This is a genomic window from Vibrio owensii, assembly GCF_002021755.1.
Lineage (GTDB): Bacteria > Pseudomonadota > Gammaproteobacteria > Enterobacterales > Vibrionaceae > Vibrio > Vibrio owensii.
This window is the reverse complement of the sequence record NZ_CP019960.1, coordinates 639,397-659,510: the sequence shown is the minus strand read 5'-3', so window position 1 is coordinate 659,510 and position 20,114 is coordinate 639,397. Positions and strand designations below refer to the sequence as shown.

Below are 20,114 nucleotides of genomic sequence, written 5' to 3'. Positions count from 1 at the left end.
CTAGATTTGGGTAACTTGGTTGTCGAAAGTAACAAATAATCGATTAACCCACCAGTCGATTGCGTCTTTCGCTCCACTTAACCCGTCAACAATGTTATCCAAATCTTTATCGCCAACATGTCGGTCTATCACCGCAAAGATAGGTTCCGCCGTTTTAGAGTCGCTTACCAGTAATTCAATGGTCGCCTCTCCCACATTGGTGTGCTCGCCCGTTGTTAGCTTGGATATTGTAGAAACACCAATACCAAAAGGCAGCACAGAGCTTGTTACCGCTAAGATCGGATTGGGCGTTTCCACATTACTGATCGCGATACTCAAACGAAGTGTTGAGTCACTTGGCTCATCCACAATGCGTTTATTGGTCGAGATCTTCTCTTTGAGCCTCATCACCATGTATTCAGACAACTCATTAATGCTCTCATCATCCAACTCAGCATCTTTCACCACCACAAAAACACGATCCACCAGTACGCTGTCGTATTTATCTAGAACGGCTTTTAATGTTTGCGCATCTTTAATGTCATCTCTTGCCCACACTAGATCGACTCTGCCTTCAGGGCCCGGTCGAAAATCCTCATACGAAGTAAATTTCGTCTCATCGACTTGTGGACCTCTGGCACAACCAGCCAAAAGAACGATAAAAACAGACAAGGTGATGCACTTAAAATACGGTTTAAACATGACGCCTCCTAAAATTGAATATACAGTTTATCATCCCATATAAATTTGACCAGTATTTATTCACTCAATGGATACTTTGTTGAATCAAGTATTGAGCTTCCCGCTGCACAATTTCATGTTAAAGTACGCCGCTTACTGGAAAGTATAACGAGAAAAATAATGAAGTCACCTTGCCGCGCGGCCTGTAAAAACAACGGCGGAATCTGTTCTGGTTGCCACCGAACCATGGAAGAAATCGTGCAGTGGAAAGATAAGTCTGATGCTCAACGAGACGCGATCATCGAACAATTGGTTGGAAATGATTCAACCCACTCTTGCCCTGAGTGTGGCACGAACGCGCACTGCGATATTGCTGCGGGGAAAGAGACGTGCTGGTGCTTTGATATTGAGACCAGAGATCTACCCAAGCCAGAAGCGGGACAGCTTTGTTTATGCCGTAAGTGTTTAGAGAAAAAGCCAGTCGCCTAGTTAGTCGTTCTTTGCTGACTGGCTTGTCATTGAAATCGTGACTTTTAGCGCGCTATTTCTGCGCTAACGCTTGGGATTCGAACTTCACGCCATCCCAACCTGTCACCATAAAGTTACGAATGTTTTGATGGTCGTTGTTCTCTGGATGTGCCAATACGTCTTCTCGGTAGAAGCGACCAAAACACGCCAACGTTGCTTCTTTGCTTAGGTTATTCAATTGACCAAACGCGAAGATCTTGCACGAGCCGTTATTCTCACCTGCATTATTCTGCGTTTCACCATTCACAAAAGCCGCTGGCGTAAACGCGTAGTTTGCCTCAATGGCTGCCATTGTCGTTTCAAATTCTACTTTCTCAGGTGATGCCGCTAGCGCATCCAAAAATTCTTTAAGTTCCATTATTTCTAGTTCCTAGTGTCTTTTCATCTTAAGTGTTCGACATACGTTCAGATTAAAACTGACACATTTTTTTCATCAAAAGCCAATATAAGAGTCATAAATCATAAATATATTCAGAGCCTTATTTAATAACACATCAATCAATGCACTATTCCTCACTGTTGTAGTGAATGAATAGATATCTAATTTAGGTGCATTGAGCAACATTGTATCTGCTTAATAAGGAAATATCATGACCACCCCATTTAAGGCAATAGGCGTATTGGCATTATCTTCACTTGCCATCGCATGTTCATCTCAACCTGACGAATCTCTCTCTTCGTTTGCAGCTCAGTGTAAAGCATCGGTAGCACCTGTTGCTGGGGAGACATCCATCCAAGGTTTGACCTTTATGGGAACGTCTATCGCTGACGCACCATTCGATACATCGGCAGCAGAAATCGTTCAATATGATGCGTGTACTGACAAGCTATACGTGGTCAACGCTCAAGCAAAGCGTGTCGATGTGCTTTCTATGGATGACAACGGCGCACCAACGCAAACTGCATTCATCGATCTCAACAGCGCAGGCGAAGCGGCAGGCGTTGAAATTGGTGCGGCAAACAGCGTTGCTGTCTTTAATGGTTTAGTCGCTGTAGCGATTGAAAACAGCAATAAGCAGGCGAATGGCATTGTTGGCTTGTACCGCTCGGATGATTTGTCGCTTATCACCACCTTCCCTACTGGCGCATTGCCAGACATGGTTGGCTTCTCAAAAGATGGCAGATACATTGCGACAGCAAACGAAGGTGAGCCAAATGGTGACTACAGTGTCGATCCAGAAGGCAGCATCACATTAATCGACTTGAGCCAAGGCGTAAAACAAGCAGAAGTCACGCAGATTGGTTTCAATGAGTTTGATGGTGCACGTAAGTCTGAACTACCTGCTGATGTTCGAATCTCTGGTCCAAACGCCACAGTGGCGCAAGATCTAGAACCGGAATACCTCACTTTTGCAGACAACGGCAAAATCTACGTTGCACTGCAAGAGAACAATGCAATGGCAATCGTAAACCCAGAAAGCAAATCGGTAGAGAAAATTGTTGGTCTGGGCGAGAAATCTTGGTCTGATTCAAAACTGGATGCTTCGAACAAAGACAAAATCATTGGCAACTTTAAGAGCTACCCTCAACTGGTTGGTCTGTACATGCCAGATACCCTCAACAGCTACTCGGTAGATGGCAAAAGTTACATCCTCTCTGCCAACGAAGGTGACGGTCGTGAGTATGGCTTCAAAACGACACAAGCTCTATGTGACCAAGCGGGCTTCAAGTGGGATGAAGACGATTACCTCGGTACAGATGAATATACTTCTGAGCAAGGCACCTGTTTAAGCCATGTTGATGAGGTGCGCGGTAAGAAGCTGAAAGTCGCAGCAGATCACCCGCTGGCAGAGGCGCTAAAAGACAACAAGCAACTCGCGCGTCTAAAAGTGATTAAGCCTGAGCACACGCTTTCTGCGCAAGACAGTGTTCAAGCCTTTGGTGCCCGTTCATTCTCTATTTGGGATGAAAACGGTGAGTTGGTTTTCGATAGTGGTGACGATTTCGCAACCATCGCACTAATGAATGAAGGTAAAAACTTCAACAGCACCAACGATAACAATGACAGTGGCGATGACCGCAGCGATGACAAAGGTATTGAGCCAGAAGCAATTGAAGTAGCACAAATCAATGGTCGTCATTACGCGTTTATCGGTTTGGAGCGTCAAGGCGGCATCATGATTTATGACATCACAGACCCGAAGCAAGCGCTATTCCTGCATTTCGTAAACCGTCGTGATTACAGCCAACCCGTTTGTACTGAAGTGGAAGACGGCGAGTGTGCGAACGACACTTACAATCCAAAAGCAGGTGATTTGGCGCCAGAGTCAATCAATTACTTTGCTCGTAACGGACAACACTTTATCGCGGTTGGTAATGAAGTGTCAGGCACGACATCTGTGTTTCGAATTGAGCTTTAATACCCACTCTTCAAGAGAACAAAATTAAAAGTAAAGCGCCCGAACTTCAGTCCGGGCGCTTTTGTTTATAATGAGTGAGCATAATCACTCAGCTTTACTCTTCAATAGCCAATGCGTCGCACTTCGAAGCGCAGATAAAGTCGTTCTTATGCAGACCTTTAATGGAGTGGCTCCACCACGTGATGGTCACTTTGCCCCACTCTAGCAAGATAGATGGGTGATGGAATTCATCTTCTGCAAGCTCAGCAATCTTGTTGCTAAACGCCCACGCTTGCTTGAAGTTCTTAAACTTATAGACCTTCTCAAGTTGAGGAATCTCATCTCTCTCAATGACCTGCCAATCTGATAATAGCAGCAGCAAAGACTGTTGTTCCTCTTTACTAAGTGCAATGGCATCGATACTACAAGCTTCGCATTTTTGTTCATTCAACATGAGCAGGTTCCTTTGGTTCAAAAAGTGGTGGAAGCAATCCGGCTTCAATCGCTAGATCGGCTTGCTTCAATAAATTCAGTTGGCTAATTTGGAAAAGCTGGGACAAATCTTCAATCACGTAGTATTTCGGTTGCATGATATCGATGCGGTAAGGGGTTCTTAGGACAGTTTGCAGGTCAAACTCGTCTCTAATCGCGATGTCGCTTTCCAATGAATAGATGGTTTCTCCCGGAGATGAAAGGATGCCGCCACCGTAGATCTTGGTTTTGTTACCCTCTTGAACCAAGCCGAACTCGACTGTAAACCAATATAGACGCGCAAGGTACCCTCGCTGCTTTGGTGTCGCGGCTTGTCCAAGCTGTCCGTAATGCTCGGTAAAGGCGGCAAAATCAGGGTTGGTGAGCATGGCACAATGACCAAAAATCTCATGGAAGAAATCTGGCTCTTGTAGGTAATCAAACTCTTCTCGCGTTCTCAAAAATGTCGCGACTGGGAAGCGTTTATTTCCAAGCAAATTGAAGAAACGATCAAAGTCGATCAATGCAGGTACTGGCTCCACTTGCCAGCCCGTTGTTTCCATCAAAACACGATTGATTTCGGGCAGTTGTGGCACGCGATCATGAGGTAAGTCGAGCAGCTTGAGTCCATGCAGATACGCGTTGCATGCACGGTCTTGAATCACGCTCATTTGTCTTGTTACCAAGTCGCGCCAAATGGCATCCTCTTCATGGCTCCATTCTACCCTTCCATCCTGATCGACGGGTTTTGAATGATACTGAGTCATTGCACATCTCCGTTAACAAATCCTTTACATTAAGCCTATCTACACTCTTTTGTCCTTCCAATCCCCCGGCCATTTTCCACTCAAAATTCAGGTGTAACATTTTCTTTACATTAACATCTAACACATTGATATACATAAGGAGCTAGTTTCTCCAACGAGTTTGACTTTAGTTCTGGTTCACCTCAGACTGAAAACGTTAAAACTTTGTTATAGAGGGAGCTATGCGCGAGAGCAACAAAGTCTGGCAGCCGACGGAAGATCGAATCGAGCAAGCCAATATCACGCAGTTTATCGAGCACATTAATCGACAAGGTTTCGAGCTCAAAAACTACTCTGATTTGCACCAATGGTCTTTGGAGCATAACGAGCATTTCTGGAAAGAGGTTTGGCAATTTTGCGACCTAATTGGCACGCAAGGCGATACCGTAAAAGTACAAGGTGAAAGCCGTTGGCAATCACCAATGCAAAATCGAGATGCCGTGTGGTTCCCTCAAGCTCAAGTTAACTACGCAGAGAACCTGCTCAGTTTGGCAGAGCAACAAGCCGATGAGCTGGCGATTTGGTTTGAAAACGAACGAGGTGACAAACAGACTTACACATGGAAACAGTTTTGTGATGAGGTCTCGAGTGTTCAGCAGTGGTTAGTCGAATGTGGCATCAAGCAAGGCGATGTGGTTGCAGGTTATTTACCACATATGCCACAGACCATTATTGCAATGCTTGCTACCACCAGCTTAGGCGCGACTTGGACATCCACCTCCCCTGATTTTGGCGTAGAAAGCGTTATTGAGCGCTTCGGGCAAGTGAAGCCAAAGGTTCTCTTCACCTGCGATGGTTATACCTTCAACGGCAAAACTTTCGATATGTCAGAGAAGAACCATCACATCGCGGATCATCTTGATGGACTGAAACAAGTATGTCAGATCGGTTACCTCAAACCGCATGTGTTCGAATGCGATGTTTGTACTCACGATTGGCAAAACATCATTAATCAGTATTCCCCTGCTCCGTTGCATTACACTCGCGTGGAGTTCAATAGCCCGCTGTTTGTGCTTTATTCCTCCGGCACGACAGGCAAGCCGAAGTGCATCGTGCATTCTGTTGGCGGTACGATTCTCAATCATCTTAAAGAGCATCAACTTCATTCAGACATTCAGCCTAAAGACCGCGTCTTTTACTACACAACTTGTGGTTGGATGATGTGGAACTGGCACGTATCTGCTCTAGCGAGTGGCGCGTGCTTGGTGATTTTCGATGGTAGCCCGGTTTATCCAACAACTGGTGTGCTGTGGGATTTAGCTCAGCGCGCCGAGGTGAGTCTCTTTGGTACTGCCGCCAAGTATCTAGAGGCGATAGAAAAAGCCGGAATGTCACCCATCAAAGATTACTCACTCCCAGCTTTAAGAACCCTATGCTCTACGGGTTCAGTGCTTTATCCAGAGCAGTTTGATTACGTGTATCAACACATCAAGCAGGATTTGCACTTGGCTTCTATTTCAGGCGGAACAGACATCTGTGGCTGCTTTGTATTAGGCAACCCTATCTCGCCTGTTTATCGTGGTGAATGTCAGTACGCTGGCTTGGGGATTGATGTTCAAGTGTTCGACTCACAGGGTCAAAGCGTGAATGGACAGCGCGGTGAACTCGTTTGCACCAACTCTATGCCTAACTTCCCTGTCGGCTTTTGGAATGATACCGGCGAGCGTTACCACAACGCGTATTGGGACAAGTTCGATGATATCTGGCATCACGGTGACGATATCGAACGCAGCGCCAAAGGTGGGTTTGTTTTTTACGGTCGTAGCGATGCATTGTTGAATCCTGGCGGTGTGCGCATCGGCACTGCGGAGATTTATCAGCAGGTAAACGCCGTTGAAGGTATCGTCGATTCCATTGCCGTTGGTAAAGAGATCGAGCGAAACGAACACATTTGGCTGTTTGTTCAGACCGTTTCAGGTGTCACGTTAGATGACAGGTTAGTAGCAGAGATTAAGTCGCGTCTCAAAACGTCCTGTTCGCCAAGGCACGTGCCAAGCCAAATTTTCGCCATCAGCGACATTCCTAAAACACGCTCAGGAAAGTTGGTAGAACTTGCAGTCAAACAAGTCATAAATGGAAAGGAAGTTGAGAACTTAGGTGCGATTGCGAATCCAGACGTTTTAGAAGAAATTCGACAACTCACGTTTGTCTAGCAAATCAAAGGAAACAAAAAAGCGAGCTAAATAGCTCGCTTTTCTTATGTTCTTTGTCGTGGATTAACGGCGACCTACGCCCATTAATACTGACATTGTGTGGCCGTCTGATGTGATTTCGAAGACCTTCTTCGTTTCTACTTCAGTAAAGCCTGCTTTGATAAGTGCGTTTTCTGATTTCGCTAGCGTGAAGCCTTCTTTTGCTGAATCGGCGATCCAATCAAAATGTACGAAGTGGCCGCCAGCGTTGAGTAGCGAGTGAGCAATCTCTAGAGACGTTTCGTAGTCTTCGATGAACGCCAACACTGAAGAAGCAACGACTAGGTCAAACTGACCACGGAATGCTGGGTGCTGAGCGACTAGACCACGCGTCAATGCGTCAACAACCGGTTCTACATTCTCTAGCTCTTTCTTATCAAGCTCTTCAATCATGGCTTCAGATGCATCCAGCGCCACAATCTCTTTTGCGGATGGCGACAATAGTTGGCTTAACTGACCTGTCCCACATCCAAAATCCAATACTTTAATGCCATCAAGCTGAGTAAGCTGTTGTAACTGTGCAAACACCGACTGAGCAAATTGATCTGTTGCTGGGTTAGATTCCCAATTCTTTGCTAAGCCGTCCCAATCTTGTGCCATCGTGGCCTCCATGTTCACTTCTTGTAACCCCCATAGATTACCGCAAAAACGCCAAAACACCATAGACTTATCTGGCGAATCCGTGTTTTTTTCGATAATCTTTCTAGGCGTCAGTACGTTCATTCGTCTACGCTATCGATTCTCATCATTTCAGTTTAGGTCTTTTTTAATCATGAACTTATCGCAAGTTGAAGCCTTTTGTACCATTGCCGAGTATGGCTCCGTCTCGGAGGCTGCGCGTCAACTCGATTGCAATCGTACTAAGCTGAGTATGGCAATTAAGGCGCTTGAGAAAGACCTAGACGTCGAGTTATTCACTCGTACTGGCAATCAGCTAACACTCTCGGAAGCAGGGAAAGCGATTTTTAAAGACTGTGAAAACCTGCTCGTAACCGCACAGCGAATCAAAAAGACCTGCGCTCAAGTTTCTGACGGCTTCAATGCTGAGGTCTGGGTGGCGCGTGATGACTCGCTGCCAGACGAACTGTGGCAAGAGCTATCTCATACTCTAAACAATCGCTTCCCGTCGACAACCTTCAACTTAATATTGGCGTCCAGTGGTGACCTTTCAAATTTAGTCAGTACACAACAAGTCGACTTTGCATTTGGCGTAGACTACGAACGTGTCGACGATCCTCATATTGTCTACAATCCTCTAGGCAAAATTCGCATGATGTCAGTATGCAGTTTCGAACATCGCTTGAGTAAGATGCGCCGTGTCACAGACGAAGATTTGCGTAACCAGATGCAAGCGTTGATGGTGTATTTGAACGAGAAAGACAACCCGGAGCTACAACCCTTTTCTACTCGATACATTGGCTTCTCCAGTTTTGACTACATGCTGAATACCATTTTGGAAGAAGATGCATGGGGCGTATTGCCAGAGCCACTGATCCGACATTACTTGAGACATCAGAAACTTGCAGTGATCAAACACACTTATGGTTTGACGCAAGAAGACTACTGTATGTTCGTTCCAAATGGACAAACAGAACACCCAGCAATGAGTTGGTTGGCCGATAAGTTAAGCGAGTATTTATTCGACTTCTAAACATATTGCAGTGAGCGTCAATTAAATTGACAGCAAGATTTTCACATAAACAATTGATAAATAATAAAATATATCAAATCCTTCATTTCATCGTTTAAATGTCACACAGTTTTCATTTGCTTAAATTTACCCCAAGGAGAAGAATGTAAGGGTGTAATAATTTAAGGCATCTTTTATGTGTGACAGGACAAGCAAAAACGAAAACCGTATCTTAACCTTCTCAGCCCTTTTAGCATCTGGGTTTGCAGTCGGAGGGATGGTACTTGGCTTGCTTGTTGGGTCGATCGTCATCGTATTTGACGGTGTATATTCTCTAGTCAGTCTGCTGTTAACTTTATTGTCACTGGCAGCTTCTTACTACATCAGCAAGCCATCAAAATCTATTTTTCCTTTCGGCAAAGCTGTACTTGAACCTATCGTTATCGCTATCAAAGCAGCCGTTATTTTAGTTGTTGTTGCTTTCTCATTATTCTCTGCGGTAACAGCGTTGATGACGGGCGGTCGTGAGGTAGACGCTTCCATCGCAACCATCTTCGGTGTGGTTAACGTCGTTGGTTGTGGTTACGCTTGGTGGTTTATGGCGAAGAAAAGCCGTCGTTTTTCATCAGGTTTAATCGAAGCCGAGAAAAAACAATGGCAAATGGATACGCTACTTAGTGTTGCAGTAACTCTTGGTTTTATCGCTGCTTGGTTAGTATCACTTACACCGTATACACACTACGCGGTCTATGCAGACCCTATGATGATGGTGTTGATGGGCTTCTACTTCCTTAAAGTACCGTTTGATATGCTAGTTGGTGCCCTACGTGAACTGCTAATGATGACACCTAGCAAAGAACTATGTCAGAGCGTTGGTAAAGACGTTCTTGAGATTGAAAAGGTAACTGAGCACCAATTGAAACTGGCTGGCGTAACTAAAGTTGGTCAAGAACTGCGAGTAAATGTGGACGTACATGTGGATGACGATACACTAGAGCTTGATACGCTAGAACACACTCGTAAGCAACTTACTAAGCGACTATCGAAGCACAGATTCAAGCTTCAATTACAATTGAACGTCGCGTATTAGAGCGCCACCAAGAATCATTAGAACTCAAAAGAAAAGCTCCCTATCTCGGGAGCTTTTTTCTTGCTTTGATTGATGCTCTTACAACCCCCACCAACTCCCCCTTTTATCGACTTGAGTTGCTTCGCATTTGAATACGGCGATTAAGGGGGAGAGCTATTCTTTGCTAACTTCAGCTACCCGCTTTTCGACTGACCCGGCGAATGCTCATAGTGGGCAATGGATTTATTCTCGGATGCAGGACCAGTCCCTCCCCTTTGGCTCGGGGTGTTGAGAGCTTGGATGCCAAATACAAGGGGAGGTTAGGAGGGGTTGGTACGTTGAACTGTGACTTGTGAACTTGTAACCCCCTCCAACTCCCCCTTTTATTGACTTACGTTGCTTCGCATTTGAATACGGCGATTAAGGGGGAGAGCTATTCTTTGCTAACTTCAGCTACCCGCTTTTCGACTGACCCGGCGAATGCTCATAGTGGGCAATGGATTTATTCTCGGATGCAGGAACAGTCCCTCCCCTTTGGCTCGGGGTGTTGAGAGCTTGGATGCCAAATACAAGGGGAGGTTAGGAGGGGTTGGTACATTGAACTGTGGCTTGTGAACTTGCCCTCTCCTACAGAAAACTTATCCAGCGGCTTCGCGCTTCTCTTTAGTGACCAGCCAACACATCAGCGAACCAACCGTTACCATTACGACTCCTTGCCAGAAGCTGTGGCTTAGAGTGACACCCAGAATAATCGAAGAAAACAGAGCAGAGAAAATCGGCGTAAAGTAAGACAGGGTTGCCAGAAACACCATATTGCCGCCAACAATCGCGATGTTCCACAATCCGTAACCACCCGCCATTAAAGCAGCAGAAGCCACTAAGTACCCCATCGCTTCCCAACTGAATGCCATTGGCGGCTCATCAGTAAAGGCGTATTTGATCCACAAAGAGATGGCTGTCGCGATAAAGAACAAAGTAATCGCGTTGTGCTTCGATTGTTGTCTTTGAGTCAGATTGCAATACACCGCCCAGATGACTGCGCCTGCAAATGCCATAAAGTAAACAATCGGATTGCTGCTGATGTTCGCCAATAACTGCGTCGGTGATAAACCGTTATCACCACTGACCGTCCAAGCTACACCAATGAATGCCAACATAACTGCCGGGTACAGTAGCCAGTTCGGCTTTTTGTTACTGCCCAATACAGCAAACAACACGGTTAGCGCCGGCCATAGATAATTGACGATCGAAACTTCAATCGCCTGAGAACGAGAATTAGAGTAGCCCAATGCCAGCGCGAGGAAGATCTCGTAGCAGACAAACATAGCCCCACCGAGAACCAAATACTTGGGTGAGAAATACGACAGTTTTGGGATGCCAACCACAATCAACAGAAAAATGGAGCTCAGAGAATACAGCATGGCTGATCCACCCACGGGTCCCAAACTTTCTGTCACCAATCTTGCGATGCCTAGCAAACAGCTCCAAGAGAGAATGGCGATACAACCATAAAGGGTGAAACGAAACTGATAGGATTGCATGTTATCTATGTGACCTACTGCTCATGAATGCCAAAGGAAACTGCAGCTTAACTCAAAAATGATCCGCTTCAACGTACTCTTTTTCCAAAATCGGTATAAAAACCACTCTATTAAGCGGTTGGAGTCGATATGAAACATTTTCTGCCTTCGAGTGTCATGCTGACACCGTTTGTTGTGCGCTACTATGAGGAAGACGACGAAAGTGAAAACGTTGAAACACATTCGGAAACGCATGGTCTAGATAATGAAGAACAATCTAAGGAACGTTCAGAGTAAAGGAATCCAATCATGAAAAAAGTCGCAGTCATTTTAAGTGGTTCAGGCGTTTACGACGGCTCTGAGATCCACGAAGCCGTATTGGCGCTCTACGCCATCGAGAAAGCAGGTGCAACTTGGCACTGCTTTGCACCTAACATTGACCAACTCCACGTCATCAATCACCTAACTGGTGACGAAATGGATGAAACACGTAACGTCTTGATCGAATCAGCTCGTATTGCACGCGGAAATATTGACGATGTCGCCAAACTTAACGTTGATGAATACGATGCCCTACTGCTTCCAGGTGGGTTTGGTGCCGCGAAAAACTTAACCGACTTCGCCGTCTCAGGCGCAGAATGTTCGATTAATACTCACGTCGCCCAAGCGTGTCGTGCATTCGCTCAAGCGGGCAAACCTGCAGGTTATCTATGCATCGCACCAACTATTATCCCGATGATTTATGATCAAGGTGTAAAAGGAACCATTGGTAATGATGAAGCCACTGCAGCAGCATTCGGTCATATGGGGGGTGAGCACGTCAATTGTCAGGTGGATGAAATCCATTTCGATGAAAAACACAACGTGCTTTCAACACCAGCTTATATGTTAGCGGAGAATATCTACCAAGCCGCATCAGGCATTGAAAAACTAGTAGATAAGTTAGTTAAAATCGCCTAAATCGAAAACGTTTGCTTAAAACACACCATACGAATCCCCATTGATAGAACACATATTAATGGGGATTTTTTATACTTTAGTCGAATTGAGAGATAAACCGTACGAATCTTGTTATTTTTGCCAATCGTTTGCGTGATAAATGAGATATTTCAGCTACGTTAAGTAGGTGTTGCACCATCTCACTGTGCAACAAGACTGTCATCACACTTTCAGCCCTCAAGATACCCCTAAGGGGTTAAACTTGTCCTAGATCAATCTAAATCAAGAACGGGGTATGCAAGAGTAAATGACAGATTAAGAAAGATTATTAAAAATAACGACGGAGCAATCCAATATGACAAGTGCATTTTTTATCCCTACCGTAAACCTAATGGGCGCTGGTTGTCTGAAAGACGCAGCAGACAGCATCCAATCTCAAGGCTTTAAAAAAGGTTTGATTGTTACGGATAAGATTCTTAACCAAATCGGTGTAGTAAAGCAGGTTCAAGATCTACTAACAGAACGCGACGTAGCAACTGTTGTGTTCGATGGCACTCAACCAAACCCTACTATCAGCAACGTTAACGACGGCTTGGCACTTCTTACAGATAACGAATGTGACTTCGTTATCTCTTTAGGTGGCGGTTCACCACACGACTGTGCGAAAGGTATCGCGCTTGTTGCTTCTAACGGCGGCAAAATCGCAGATTACGAAGGCGTAGACCAATCTGCAAAACCAATGATGCCACTTATCGCAATCAACACGACTGCGGGTACTGCATCTGAAATGACGCGTTTCTGCATCATCACTGACGAAGAGCGTCACATCAAGATGGCTATCGTTGATAAGCACACAACACCGCTTATCTCAGTAAACGATCCAGAGCTAATGCTAGCTAAACCTGCTTCGCTAACTGCAGCAACAGGTATGGATGCGCTAACTCACGCGATTGAAGCTTACGTATCTATCGCGGCAACACCAATCACTGATGCGGTAGCAATCAAAGCGATTGAGCTTATCCAAGCTTACCTACGCACAGCCGTGAAAAACGGTGAAGATCTAGAAGCTCGTGAACAAATGGCATATGCACAGTTCATGGCGGGTATGGCGTTCAACAACGCTTCTCTAGGTTACGTACACGCAATGGCACACCAACTAGGTGGTTTCTACGACCTTCCACACGGTGTTTGTAACGCGATTCTTCTACCTCACGTACAGCGCTACAACGCGCAAGTATGTCCTGAGCGTCTACGTGATGTAGCGAAAGCAATGGGCGTAAACGTAGAAGGCATGTCTGCTGAAGCAGGTGCAGCGGCAGCAATCGACGCTATCGTTACTCTAGCGAAAGATGTGGGTATCCCAGCAGGTATTAAAGAGCTTGGTGCGAAACTAGAAGACATCCCAACGCTAGCAGACAACGCACTGAAAGACGCTTGTGGTTTCACTAACCCTAAACAAGCAACTCACGAAGAAATCTCTAAGATCTTCGAAGAAGCGATGTAATCTCGCTACATAAACAATTCTCTAGCCTTAATTCAATCCCCGATCTCGTATCGGGGATTTTTTACATTCTTATACAATCCATGCTCTGCAAAACGTTCTCTTTTAGTGTTAGCTTTTAAGCATTAATACGATTCATATTGGAAGGAACCATGAGAACGATTGCTGCTGCCCTACTCGCTTGTTTATCCTTTTCTGCCAACGCTACCGAATACCGCGCTAACGAAGTGGCGAATGGATTTCAGATCCCTTGGGGAATCGAGTTCTTAGATAACCAACGCGTTATCGTCAATGAAAAGAACGGTACGGTTTCGCTGCTGGATATCACATTAGGCAAACCTCAAAAGCTATTTAACGTCCCCGATGTGAACACTAGTGGGCAAGCTGGCTTATTGGATGTCGCGCTCGCACCGAATGCCGATACGCAAAACCCGCAACTCTTCTTTACCTACAGCAAGCGCACGAGCAAAGGCAATACGGTGGCGTTAGCGACGGCGCAATTGCAAAACAATCAGCTTGTAGGTTGGAAAGATCTCTTTGTTGCTGATGCCATCACCGACACGGGTCGCCACTACGGCAGTCGAATTTCATTTGTAGACGACAAAGTTTACTTCTCAATCGGTGACCGTGGTGAACGTGATAATGGGCAAGACACTCAAACCCATGCTGGCAGTATTCTGCGCCTTAACCTTGATGGTTCGGTTCCACAAGACAACCCATTCAAACCTTCCGAAGCTCGTCCTGAGATATGGAGTTACGGGCACCGCAACCCACAAGGTATGTTTTACGACGAAGCAACAAAACAGCTGTGGTCGATTGAACATGGACCACGCGGCGGCGATGAAATTAACCTAATCAAGAAAGGCGCGAACTTCGGCTGGGCTAAAGTCTCTCATGGTAAAGAATATTGGGGACCGTTGGACGTCGGGGAAGCTAAGTCGTTACCGGGAATGGAAGATCCAAAGTTGGTGTACATCCCTTCTATCGCACCCAGCAATATGATTTTGTACCGTGGCGATAAATACCCAGAGTTGGACGGAAAAATCCTCGCTGGTGCATTGAAACTGGCGCACATCAACGTGGTCTCTATTGAGAATGGCAAGCTCACCGAATCAATGAGATTGATGGAGAATCTTGGTGAGCGAGTAAGAGATATAACCATCAGCCCCGATGGTTATATCTACTTTTCTACCGACAGCGGCAAAATATTTCGTCTTGAGGAGAAATAGTTTTCTCTTAAGAGCTAGTCAGACAAAGCTAGCTCTTTAAACTCACTGCCACCGTTTCATTGTCAAAATCGAGCGTCATGGTCGAGCCCAATGGAACGGTAAGCATTGGGTGGGTATGACAGCTATCAAAGTCATACAAAATTGGCAGTGGTTGACCGTTAAGTACTTCTAATAACACGTCTATAGGTGCACGACCGGTGCCTTTATCGTTAAACTTTTCATGCTTGCCAAGAACAACCGCACCAACTTTATCAAACACACCAGAGAGCTTGAGCAGCGCAAAAGAACGTTCAACCGTTTCAATGCCCTGCAAGCAATCTTCCACCAGCAAAATATCGCCTTGTTCGATGCTCGGCATAAATTTGCTTGCCCAGATACCCGTCATGGTATTGAGGTTACCGCCAATCAAGCGTCCGATGATCTTGCCTTCGCCTTTAAAGTGCCACTGGTTCGCTAGCGTGTGCTTTGCGCGGTCTTGCTCACTCCACTCTATCCATTCATCTGTCCAACCTTGAGGCATAGTGTATTGATGCGCCAATCCATCTAACGTATTCACAATCGACTCAAACGAAGCGAAGGTCTCGTCCACCAGTGGCGGGAATTCACCCAGAGATGCCACCAAGGCAGGACCATAAAAAGTAACGATGCCAGTTTGTGCGTAAATGCCCATAAGCAAAGCTGTCACATCCGAATAGCCAACAATGATCTTGGGATCTTTCTTCAATGCCTCGTAATCAATGTAAGGTAGCAAGGAGTTACTGTTGTAACCGCCAATGGTCGACATAATACAGCGCACTTCAGGATCGCGAATCAGCGCATTCAATTCTTCTACTCGCTCTTGAATCGAACCCGAGCGATATTGGTCAGTTTTGCCGGTTAAGCTGCCTGCTTTTAGCTGGTAACCATGGGATTCCACATACGCTTTGGCACGCTCAAAACGCGCTGGTGCAAATACCGTGGCTGGGGAGGATGGCGAGAAAAAGCCGATGGTGTCGCCTTTTTGTAATGGTTTAGGAATGATCATGCGCGTCCTTGTTTTGTGATACATGGTTGATTTATTTTCGTACAATCTAAGCAGAAGAATCTAAACTTAACAATAACCTTTTGTTTTTTAAAACGATAGTTCGGTTAAGTTGTACGAGGTCATTATGATTCCATTCCCTTTACAGCTCGATAAAATTAAAGCTGTGGTGTTTGATTTAGACAACACCTTGGTGAGTTCTGATATGAACTTCGGCGAATTGCGACAGCAGCTAGGTTGTCCGCAGAGTGAAGATCTATTGGATTTTGTCGACGCACTTGAGCACCCTCATCATCGAGAGCACGCTCATAACGTGATATTTGATTACGAGATTTCTGATGCTGAGCAATCTGCTCCAATGATTGGCTGCCATGAATTGCTCGCCCACTTGCATCAAAATGAAATCAAAACCGCTATCGTGACGCGCAACTGCCAAATCGCCACGCAGCGCAAACTCGAGCACAACCAAATCTCAGTGGAGCGAGTCATCACTCGTGAATGCTTCCCGCCCAAGCCAGACCCTTTGTCTCTGCAGGTATTAGCGAAAGAGTGGCGTTTGATGCCTAATGAAGTGCTTTATGTCGGCGATTACCTTTACGACTTGCAGGCAGCGTATAACGCACAGATGCCGTCTTGTCTTGTGCATCATGGTAATCAAGAAACCTTCAATGATTCAGCCTCATTGGCGCTTAATGAACTCAGTGATTTATTGAGCCGTTTCGAATCCTTACCACGCAAATAAAGCACACATATAAAATACGCAAACAAAAAAAGGGGCACCAACGTGCCCCTTATGACTTATTCCCGATTGTTTCATGCGTTCCCAAGGATTGCTTGGGTGATGCGCTGCTTAGCCTTGTAGGTAAGCGTTAAGCATCCACATTAATTTTTCTTGCTCACGGATGTAGTCACCCATCAATGCCGCTGTACCTTCGTCATCTGCTTCACCCGCGTTTTGTAGAATCTCACGCTGTTTTAGAAGTAGAACGCTAAAGCCTTGAACCAGACCTTGTACACACTCCTCACCAGAAGTCGCGTTTTGATGTTCTTTAATTTCACTTGCTTCCAAGTAGTTGCTGAATGCGTGCGCTGGCGTGTGACCCAAAGTTAGAATACGCTCTGCAAGCTCATCGATTTTTGTTTGTAGATCAGTGTAGATCTCTTCAAATTTTACGTGCAGTTCGAAGAATTGCGCACCTTTAATGTTCCAGTGGTAACCGCGAGAGTTCATGTACAACACTTGGTAATGCGCTAGCAGTTGATTTAACTGTTGAGCTAGTTGTGCTGATTGTTCGCTGTCTAGACCAATTAGGCTTACTTGTTTGTTCATAATCTTGCTCCTAGAAGGATGATACCAATCGTAGTAACGAACTATTCTCTTACCGGGATTGGTATAAAGTTTAAAAATTCTTTTGCAGTATTTGCTGCCGATGGAGTCATATTACGACTCTGACTCGGTGAAGAAAATTTGGTTTTAGCTATGATTTAAATAGCCAAATCCAATGAGCAAGTAGACGAATATCGGCGTATCATCCAACAAAAAGCCCCAATCCTTTTTGTGTAAAAAGAATTGGGGCTTTTTTACTATTTGGTTAACGTTCAAAAGTAGATGAACAGACGTAAACCTTATCTATGCCGTTTTGAAAGTTGCCATCTGTTGATTCAGCTCAGTAACTTGCTCTTTTACTTGCAATGATGTCTCTGATGCACGTTGGCTGTTATTCGAAACCTCATCCACTGATTGAGTTATATCGGACATCAATCCAGTGATCGAGTTGGTCGCATGAGATTGCTGCTCTGCCGCTGCCGCAAGCTCTGCCATTTGTTCATTCAAAGAACCAATTTGCTCGGTCGTGACAAGCAAACGAGTTACCGCTTTTTCAATGTGCTCAGCGCCCTGCTCCGCAAGTGATTGGCTGTGTTCTATCTCCTCAACCACCGAATTGGTCGAGCGTTGAATCGCATTGATGATGCCGTTGATTTCTGTCGTCGATTGAGTAGTGCGAGTCGCTAACATACGTACTTCATCCGCCACAACCGCAAAGCCTCGTCCTTGGTCACCCGCACGCGCTGCTTCTATCGCGGCATTCAATGCCAGTAAGTTAGTTTGTTCTGCTAAGCCTTCAATCACCTCTGTAACTCGACCAATGGCTTCGCTCTCTTTGCTTAGCCGTGTGACTTGTGTACTCGCGGTTTCAATGCTGCCATGTAAGCTTTCCATGGTGACTTTGTTTTGCTCTAAAGCATCACGACCTTGTTCAATCTCACCTTTTGAATCAGAAAGCTTCTGCACCGATTGATTGGCTTGATCTAGGGTGTTACGCGCGGCTAAAGCGATTTCATCCAATTGGCTTCCCATTTCAACAATGCTGGTCTGTTGCTGTTCAACATTCGATGAAGTGACTTGCGCCGATTCCAACAAAGCTCCCATGCTGGTATCCACTTGGTGCGCTTTTTCACTCACCCCTGCCACGATGCTCGCTAACGATTGGTTCATGCGGTTAATCGAATCGGTAAGGTCTGCCAATTCATCTTTCCCAACAACAGTTAACGGAGGCTGAGAAACGTCCCCTGAAGCGATCGTCTTTGCACGCTCCGATAAGTTTTTCACTCGGCGACCAATGGTATTGCCCATGTATTTTGAAATCGCTACTGCGGCAAACAAAACCAATGCCGCAGCAATCAACATAGTGGTGAGTACGTTCTTGATCGACTGATTAATGCCCTGTCCACTTTGATCAGCACGACTTTGCTGAGCCAATACGATCGTTTCTAAGCTTTGGTCTAGTGCATCCGCTGCTGGCAACAGTTCATTCGCCATTAACAAGTTTGATTCGTTCCACTCTGGCGATTGACGCAATGCAATTACCTGCTCTGCTAAAGGAAAGTACAGTTGCTGCATTTCTTTAAACAGTGACCACAGTGATTGGTCGTTATCGGTAAGTCTGTCGAGTTTGCTGTCGATTTCCGCTACAGACTGATTGTGGTACTTAATCAAGTCGTGGTATTTGTCTAGGTGATCTTGCTGCCCGTACAACAGGAAATCTCGCAAAGCAGACAGTGCATTGGCGAGGGAGGTATAACTGTCGGCGTAAACTTTAAACAGACGCTTTCTGTCTCCACCAAATGGGTTTCCTGACTCTTCGTTGATTAAGCTTTGAAGCTGATCAAGTGCCACTTCTGCAATGGGTGCCGCTTCGTTAATAAAGAGGTTGTGCGCGGGTAAGTTCTCATCACTGTGGCTAAGTTCAATCAGCTTGTTCAAAGAGACTTTGACTGCATCCCACTGACTTTGAATCGCTTGAAAATCCTGTTCAGAGATCAACGCCTGCAAAGTTGGAAGCGACTCGTCTGTAGATGCCATGATATTGCGTACGTCCTCACTCAGACGTGCGCTCGCCTCGTCATCGCCACCTAGCAACATGTAGGCTCGAATAGAAGACAGCGACGCTTGAACGGACTGTTGGATACCGCGACTGGTGTCGACGGTCGGTAAATCGGATTTAAGTAACGAAGAGGCGTATTGCTCTACGGTGGTGACGTTGCGATACGTTAATACCGCTGATGCCATAAAAAGTACGGCTAGCAGCACAAAACTGAGCTGCAACTTCCCTGATATCGTAAGGTTCATCCATAAACTCCTGACAACGATGAGCCTTAAATATAACGATGTTTACAAAAATGTTAAATACGGGTATCAAAAGTTACCAAGAAAACCATGTAAACCACTATTTCAAGCCAATAAATGGGACTTATTCGAAGTATGGTATGCGCTCACTACGTAAAATCAGATAATTAACGTAAGTCGTTTCTAAGCAGTCTTGCTCCCACAACGAGAGAATCCGCTTGGTGGCAAAGTAGTAATCTTTATTACGCAGTAGCACGCCCACCGTACGGCTGAGCTGTTCAAAGCGCTGTTGCTCATTAGCAGAGATGTAATTGTCTTCATTTTGAATGATGGGCGCCAATCCATCGGCAAACCAATTGTTCAGAATTTCACGCATCTCTAGTTCTGACTCCGGCACATCGATACTCGACAACTCACGATGCTGTGGTGGTGGCACTATGTACTTCGATGCTTTTGGCGAACTGACATAACGGTACATGTCGCTCCTCCTTATAATTCACTCTTTAATTAGATAAGAATACTTTTTTCAATTTCCAAGTTTTTTTCTACAGCTCATAGAAAGAAACCCAACAAAAAAGCCA

The 20,114-nt window shown here is 45.4% G+C and carries 20 protein-coding genes; 10 read left to right on the top strand and 10 right to left on the bottom strand.

Features of this window, described 5'->3' with window-relative positions; genetic code table 11:
- Positions 1–681, bottom strand: coding sequence for a DUF3313 domain-containing protein (locus tag A9237_RS19485; protein ID WP_078609192.1), 681 nt, complete (start codon positions 679–681; stop codon positions 1–3).
- A 159-nt stretch (positions 682–840) separates the two neighbouring features.
- On the opposite strand from A9237_RS19485, the gene A9237_RS19480 reads away from it, so the two are divergent.
- Positions 841–1,149, top strand: a complete 309-nt coding sequence (locus A9237_RS19480) for a cysteine-rich CWC family protein (RefSeq protein ID WP_017188880.1) — start codon at positions 841–843, stop codon at positions 1,147–1,149.
- Between the two features lie 52 nt (positions 1,150–1,201).
- Here the strand turns inward: A9237_RS19480 and A9237_RS19475 are convergent, their stop codons facing one another.
- The gene (locus A9237_RS19475; RefSeq protein ID WP_078609190.1) at positions 1,202–1,546 is read right to left on the bottom strand and encodes a HopJ type III effector protein; all 345 of its coding nucleotides are present in this window, start codon (positions 1,544–1,546) and stop codon (positions 1,202–1,204) included.
- A gap of 232 nt (positions 1,547–1,778) precedes the next feature.
- Between A9237_RS19475 and A9237_RS19470 the strand changes: the two genes are divergently transcribed.
- Positions 1,779–3,548, top strand: a complete 1,770-nt coding sequence (locus tag A9237_RS19470; RefSeq protein WP_078609188.1) for a choice-of-anchor I family protein — start codon at positions 1,779–1,781, stop codon at positions 3,546–3,548.
- 94 nt (positions 3,549–3,642) lie between these two features.
- On the opposite strand, the gene A9237_RS19465 is transcribed toward A9237_RS19470, so the two are convergent.
- The gene (locus tag A9237_RS19465; RefSeq protein WP_078609186.1) at positions 3,643–3,981 is read right to left on the bottom strand and encodes a 4a-hydroxytetrahydrobiopterin dehydratase; all 339 of its coding nucleotides are present in this window, start codon (positions 3,979–3,981) and stop codon (positions 3,643–3,645) included.
- Positions 3,971–4,765: a phenylalanine 4-monooxygenase gene (gene phhA, locus A9237_RS19460; protein ID WP_009704714.1), complete on the bottom strand. Its 795-nt coding sequence runs from the start codon at positions 4,763–4,765 to the stop codon at positions 3,971–3,973. Before phhA ends, A9237_RS19465 begins: the two co-directional genes overlap by 11 nt.
- A 221-nt stretch (positions 4,766–4,986) precedes the next feature.
- Between phhA and A9237_RS19450 the strand changes: the two genes are divergently transcribed.
- Positions 4,987–6,957: an acetoacetate--CoA ligase gene (locus A9237_RS19450; protein WP_078609182.1), complete on the top strand. Its 1,971-nt coding sequence runs from the start codon at positions 4,987–4,989 to the stop codon at positions 6,955–6,957.
- A gap of 63 nt (positions 6,958–7,020) precedes the next feature.
- On the opposite strand, the gene A9237_RS19445 is transcribed toward A9237_RS19450, so the two are convergent.
- Entirely contained in the window at positions 7,021–7,719 is a 699-nt protein-coding gene (locus tag A9237_RS19445; RefSeq protein WP_038882285.1) for a class I SAM-dependent DNA methyltransferase, read from the bottom strand.
- 49 nt (positions 7,720–7,768) lie between these two features.
- Here A9237_RS19445 and A9237_RS19440 point away from each other — a divergent pair, with 49 nt between their 5' ends.
- Both A9237_RS19440 and A9237_RS19435 read left to right on the top strand, forming a co-directional pair.
- Positions 7,769–8,647, top strand: a complete 879-nt coding sequence (locus A9237_RS19440; protein ID WP_009704717.1) for a LysR family transcriptional regulator — start codon at positions 7,769–7,771, stop codon at positions 8,645–8,647.
- Positions 8,648–8,822: 175 nt separating this feature from the next.
- A complete protein-coding gene (locus A9237_RS19435) occupies positions 8,823–9,716 on the top strand; it encodes a cation diffusion facilitator family transporter (protein ID WP_078609180.1) in 894 nt (297 codons plus the stop codon).
- A 617-nt stretch (positions 9,717–10,333) separates the two neighbouring features.
- Here the strand turns inward: A9237_RS19435 and yddG are convergent.
- Positions 10,334–11,236, bottom strand: coding sequence for an aromatic amino acid DMT transporter YddG (gene yddG / locus A9237_RS19430; protein WP_078609178.1), 903 nt, complete (start codon positions 11,234–11,236; stop codon positions 10,334–10,336).
- Between the two features lie 129 nt (positions 11,237–11,365).
- Here yddG and A9237_RS27395 point away from each other — a divergent pair, with 129 nt between their 5' ends.
- The 4 genes from A9237_RS27395 (at position 11,366) to A9237_RS19415 (ending at position 14,884) form a co-directional block, all read left to right on the top strand.
- Positions 11,366–11,512 carry a hypothetical protein gene (locus A9237_RS27395; protein WP_163000656.1) on the top strand — a complete coding sequence of 49 codons (147 nt, stop codon included), beginning with the start codon at positions 11,366–11,368 and terminating at the stop codon, positions 11,510–11,512.
- A 12-nt stretch (positions 11,513–11,524) separates the two neighbouring features.
- Complete coding sequence (gene elbB, locus A9237_RS19425; RefSeq protein ID WP_078609176.1) at positions 11,525–12,175, top strand: isoprenoid biosynthesis glyoxalase ElbB; 651 nt, start codon at positions 11,525–11,527, stop codon at positions 12,173–12,175.
- A 334-nt stretch (positions 12,176–12,509) separates the two neighbouring features.
- The gene (yiaY, locus tag A9237_RS19420) at positions 12,510–13,658 is read left to right on the top strand and encodes an L-threonine dehydrogenase (RefSeq protein WP_005442614.1); all 1,149 of its coding nucleotides are present in this window, start codon (positions 12,510–12,512) and stop codon (positions 13,656–13,658) included.
- Positions 13,659–13,807: 149 nt separating this feature from the next.
- Positions 13,808–14,884: a PQQ-dependent sugar dehydrogenase gene (locus A9237_RS19415; RefSeq protein ID WP_050903175.1), complete on the top strand. Its 1,077-nt coding sequence runs from the start codon at positions 13,808–13,810 to the stop codon at positions 14,882–14,884.
- A gap of 28 nt (positions 14,885–14,912) precedes the next feature.
- Here the strand turns inward: A9237_RS19415 and A9237_RS19410 are convergent, their stop codons facing one another.
- The gene (locus tag A9237_RS19410; protein WP_078609174.1) at positions 14,913–15,908 is read right to left on the bottom strand and encodes a S66 family peptidase; all 996 of its coding nucleotides are present in this window, start codon (positions 15,906–15,908) and stop codon (positions 14,913–14,915) included.
- A 124-nt stretch (positions 15,909–16,032) separates the two neighbouring features.
- Here A9237_RS19410 and A9237_RS19405 point away from each other — a divergent pair, with 124 nt between their 5' ends.
- A complete protein-coding gene (locus tag A9237_RS19405) occupies positions 16,033–16,647 on the top strand; it encodes an HAD family hydrolase (protein ID WP_021707668.1) in 615 nt (204 codons plus the stop codon).
- Positions 16,648–16,755: 108 nt separating this feature from the next.
- On the opposite strand, the gene A9237_RS19400 is transcribed toward A9237_RS19405, so the two are convergent.
- From A9237_RS19400 to A9237_RS19390, 3 genes are all read right to left on the bottom strand, one after another.
- Positions 16,756–17,235 carry a Dps family protein gene (locus A9237_RS19400; RefSeq protein WP_005388254.1) on the bottom strand — a complete coding sequence of 160 codons (480 nt, stop codon included), beginning with the start codon at positions 17,233–17,235 and terminating at the stop codon, positions 16,756–16,758.
- Positions 17,236–17,535: 300 nt separating this feature from the next.
- Positions 17,536–19,536 carry a HAMP domain-containing methyl-accepting chemotaxis protein gene (locus A9237_RS19395; RefSeq protein ID WP_078609172.1) on the bottom strand — a complete coding sequence of 667 codons (2,001 nt, stop codon included), beginning with the start codon at positions 19,534–19,536 and terminating at the stop codon, positions 17,536–17,538.
- A 121-nt stretch (positions 19,537–19,657) separates the two neighbouring features.
- Positions 19,658–20,011: a hypothetical protein gene (locus A9237_RS19390; protein WP_005375589.1), complete on the bottom strand. Its 354-nt coding sequence runs from the start codon at positions 20,009–20,011 to the stop codon at positions 19,658–19,660.
- Positions 20,012–20,114: the final 103 nt, after the last annotated feature.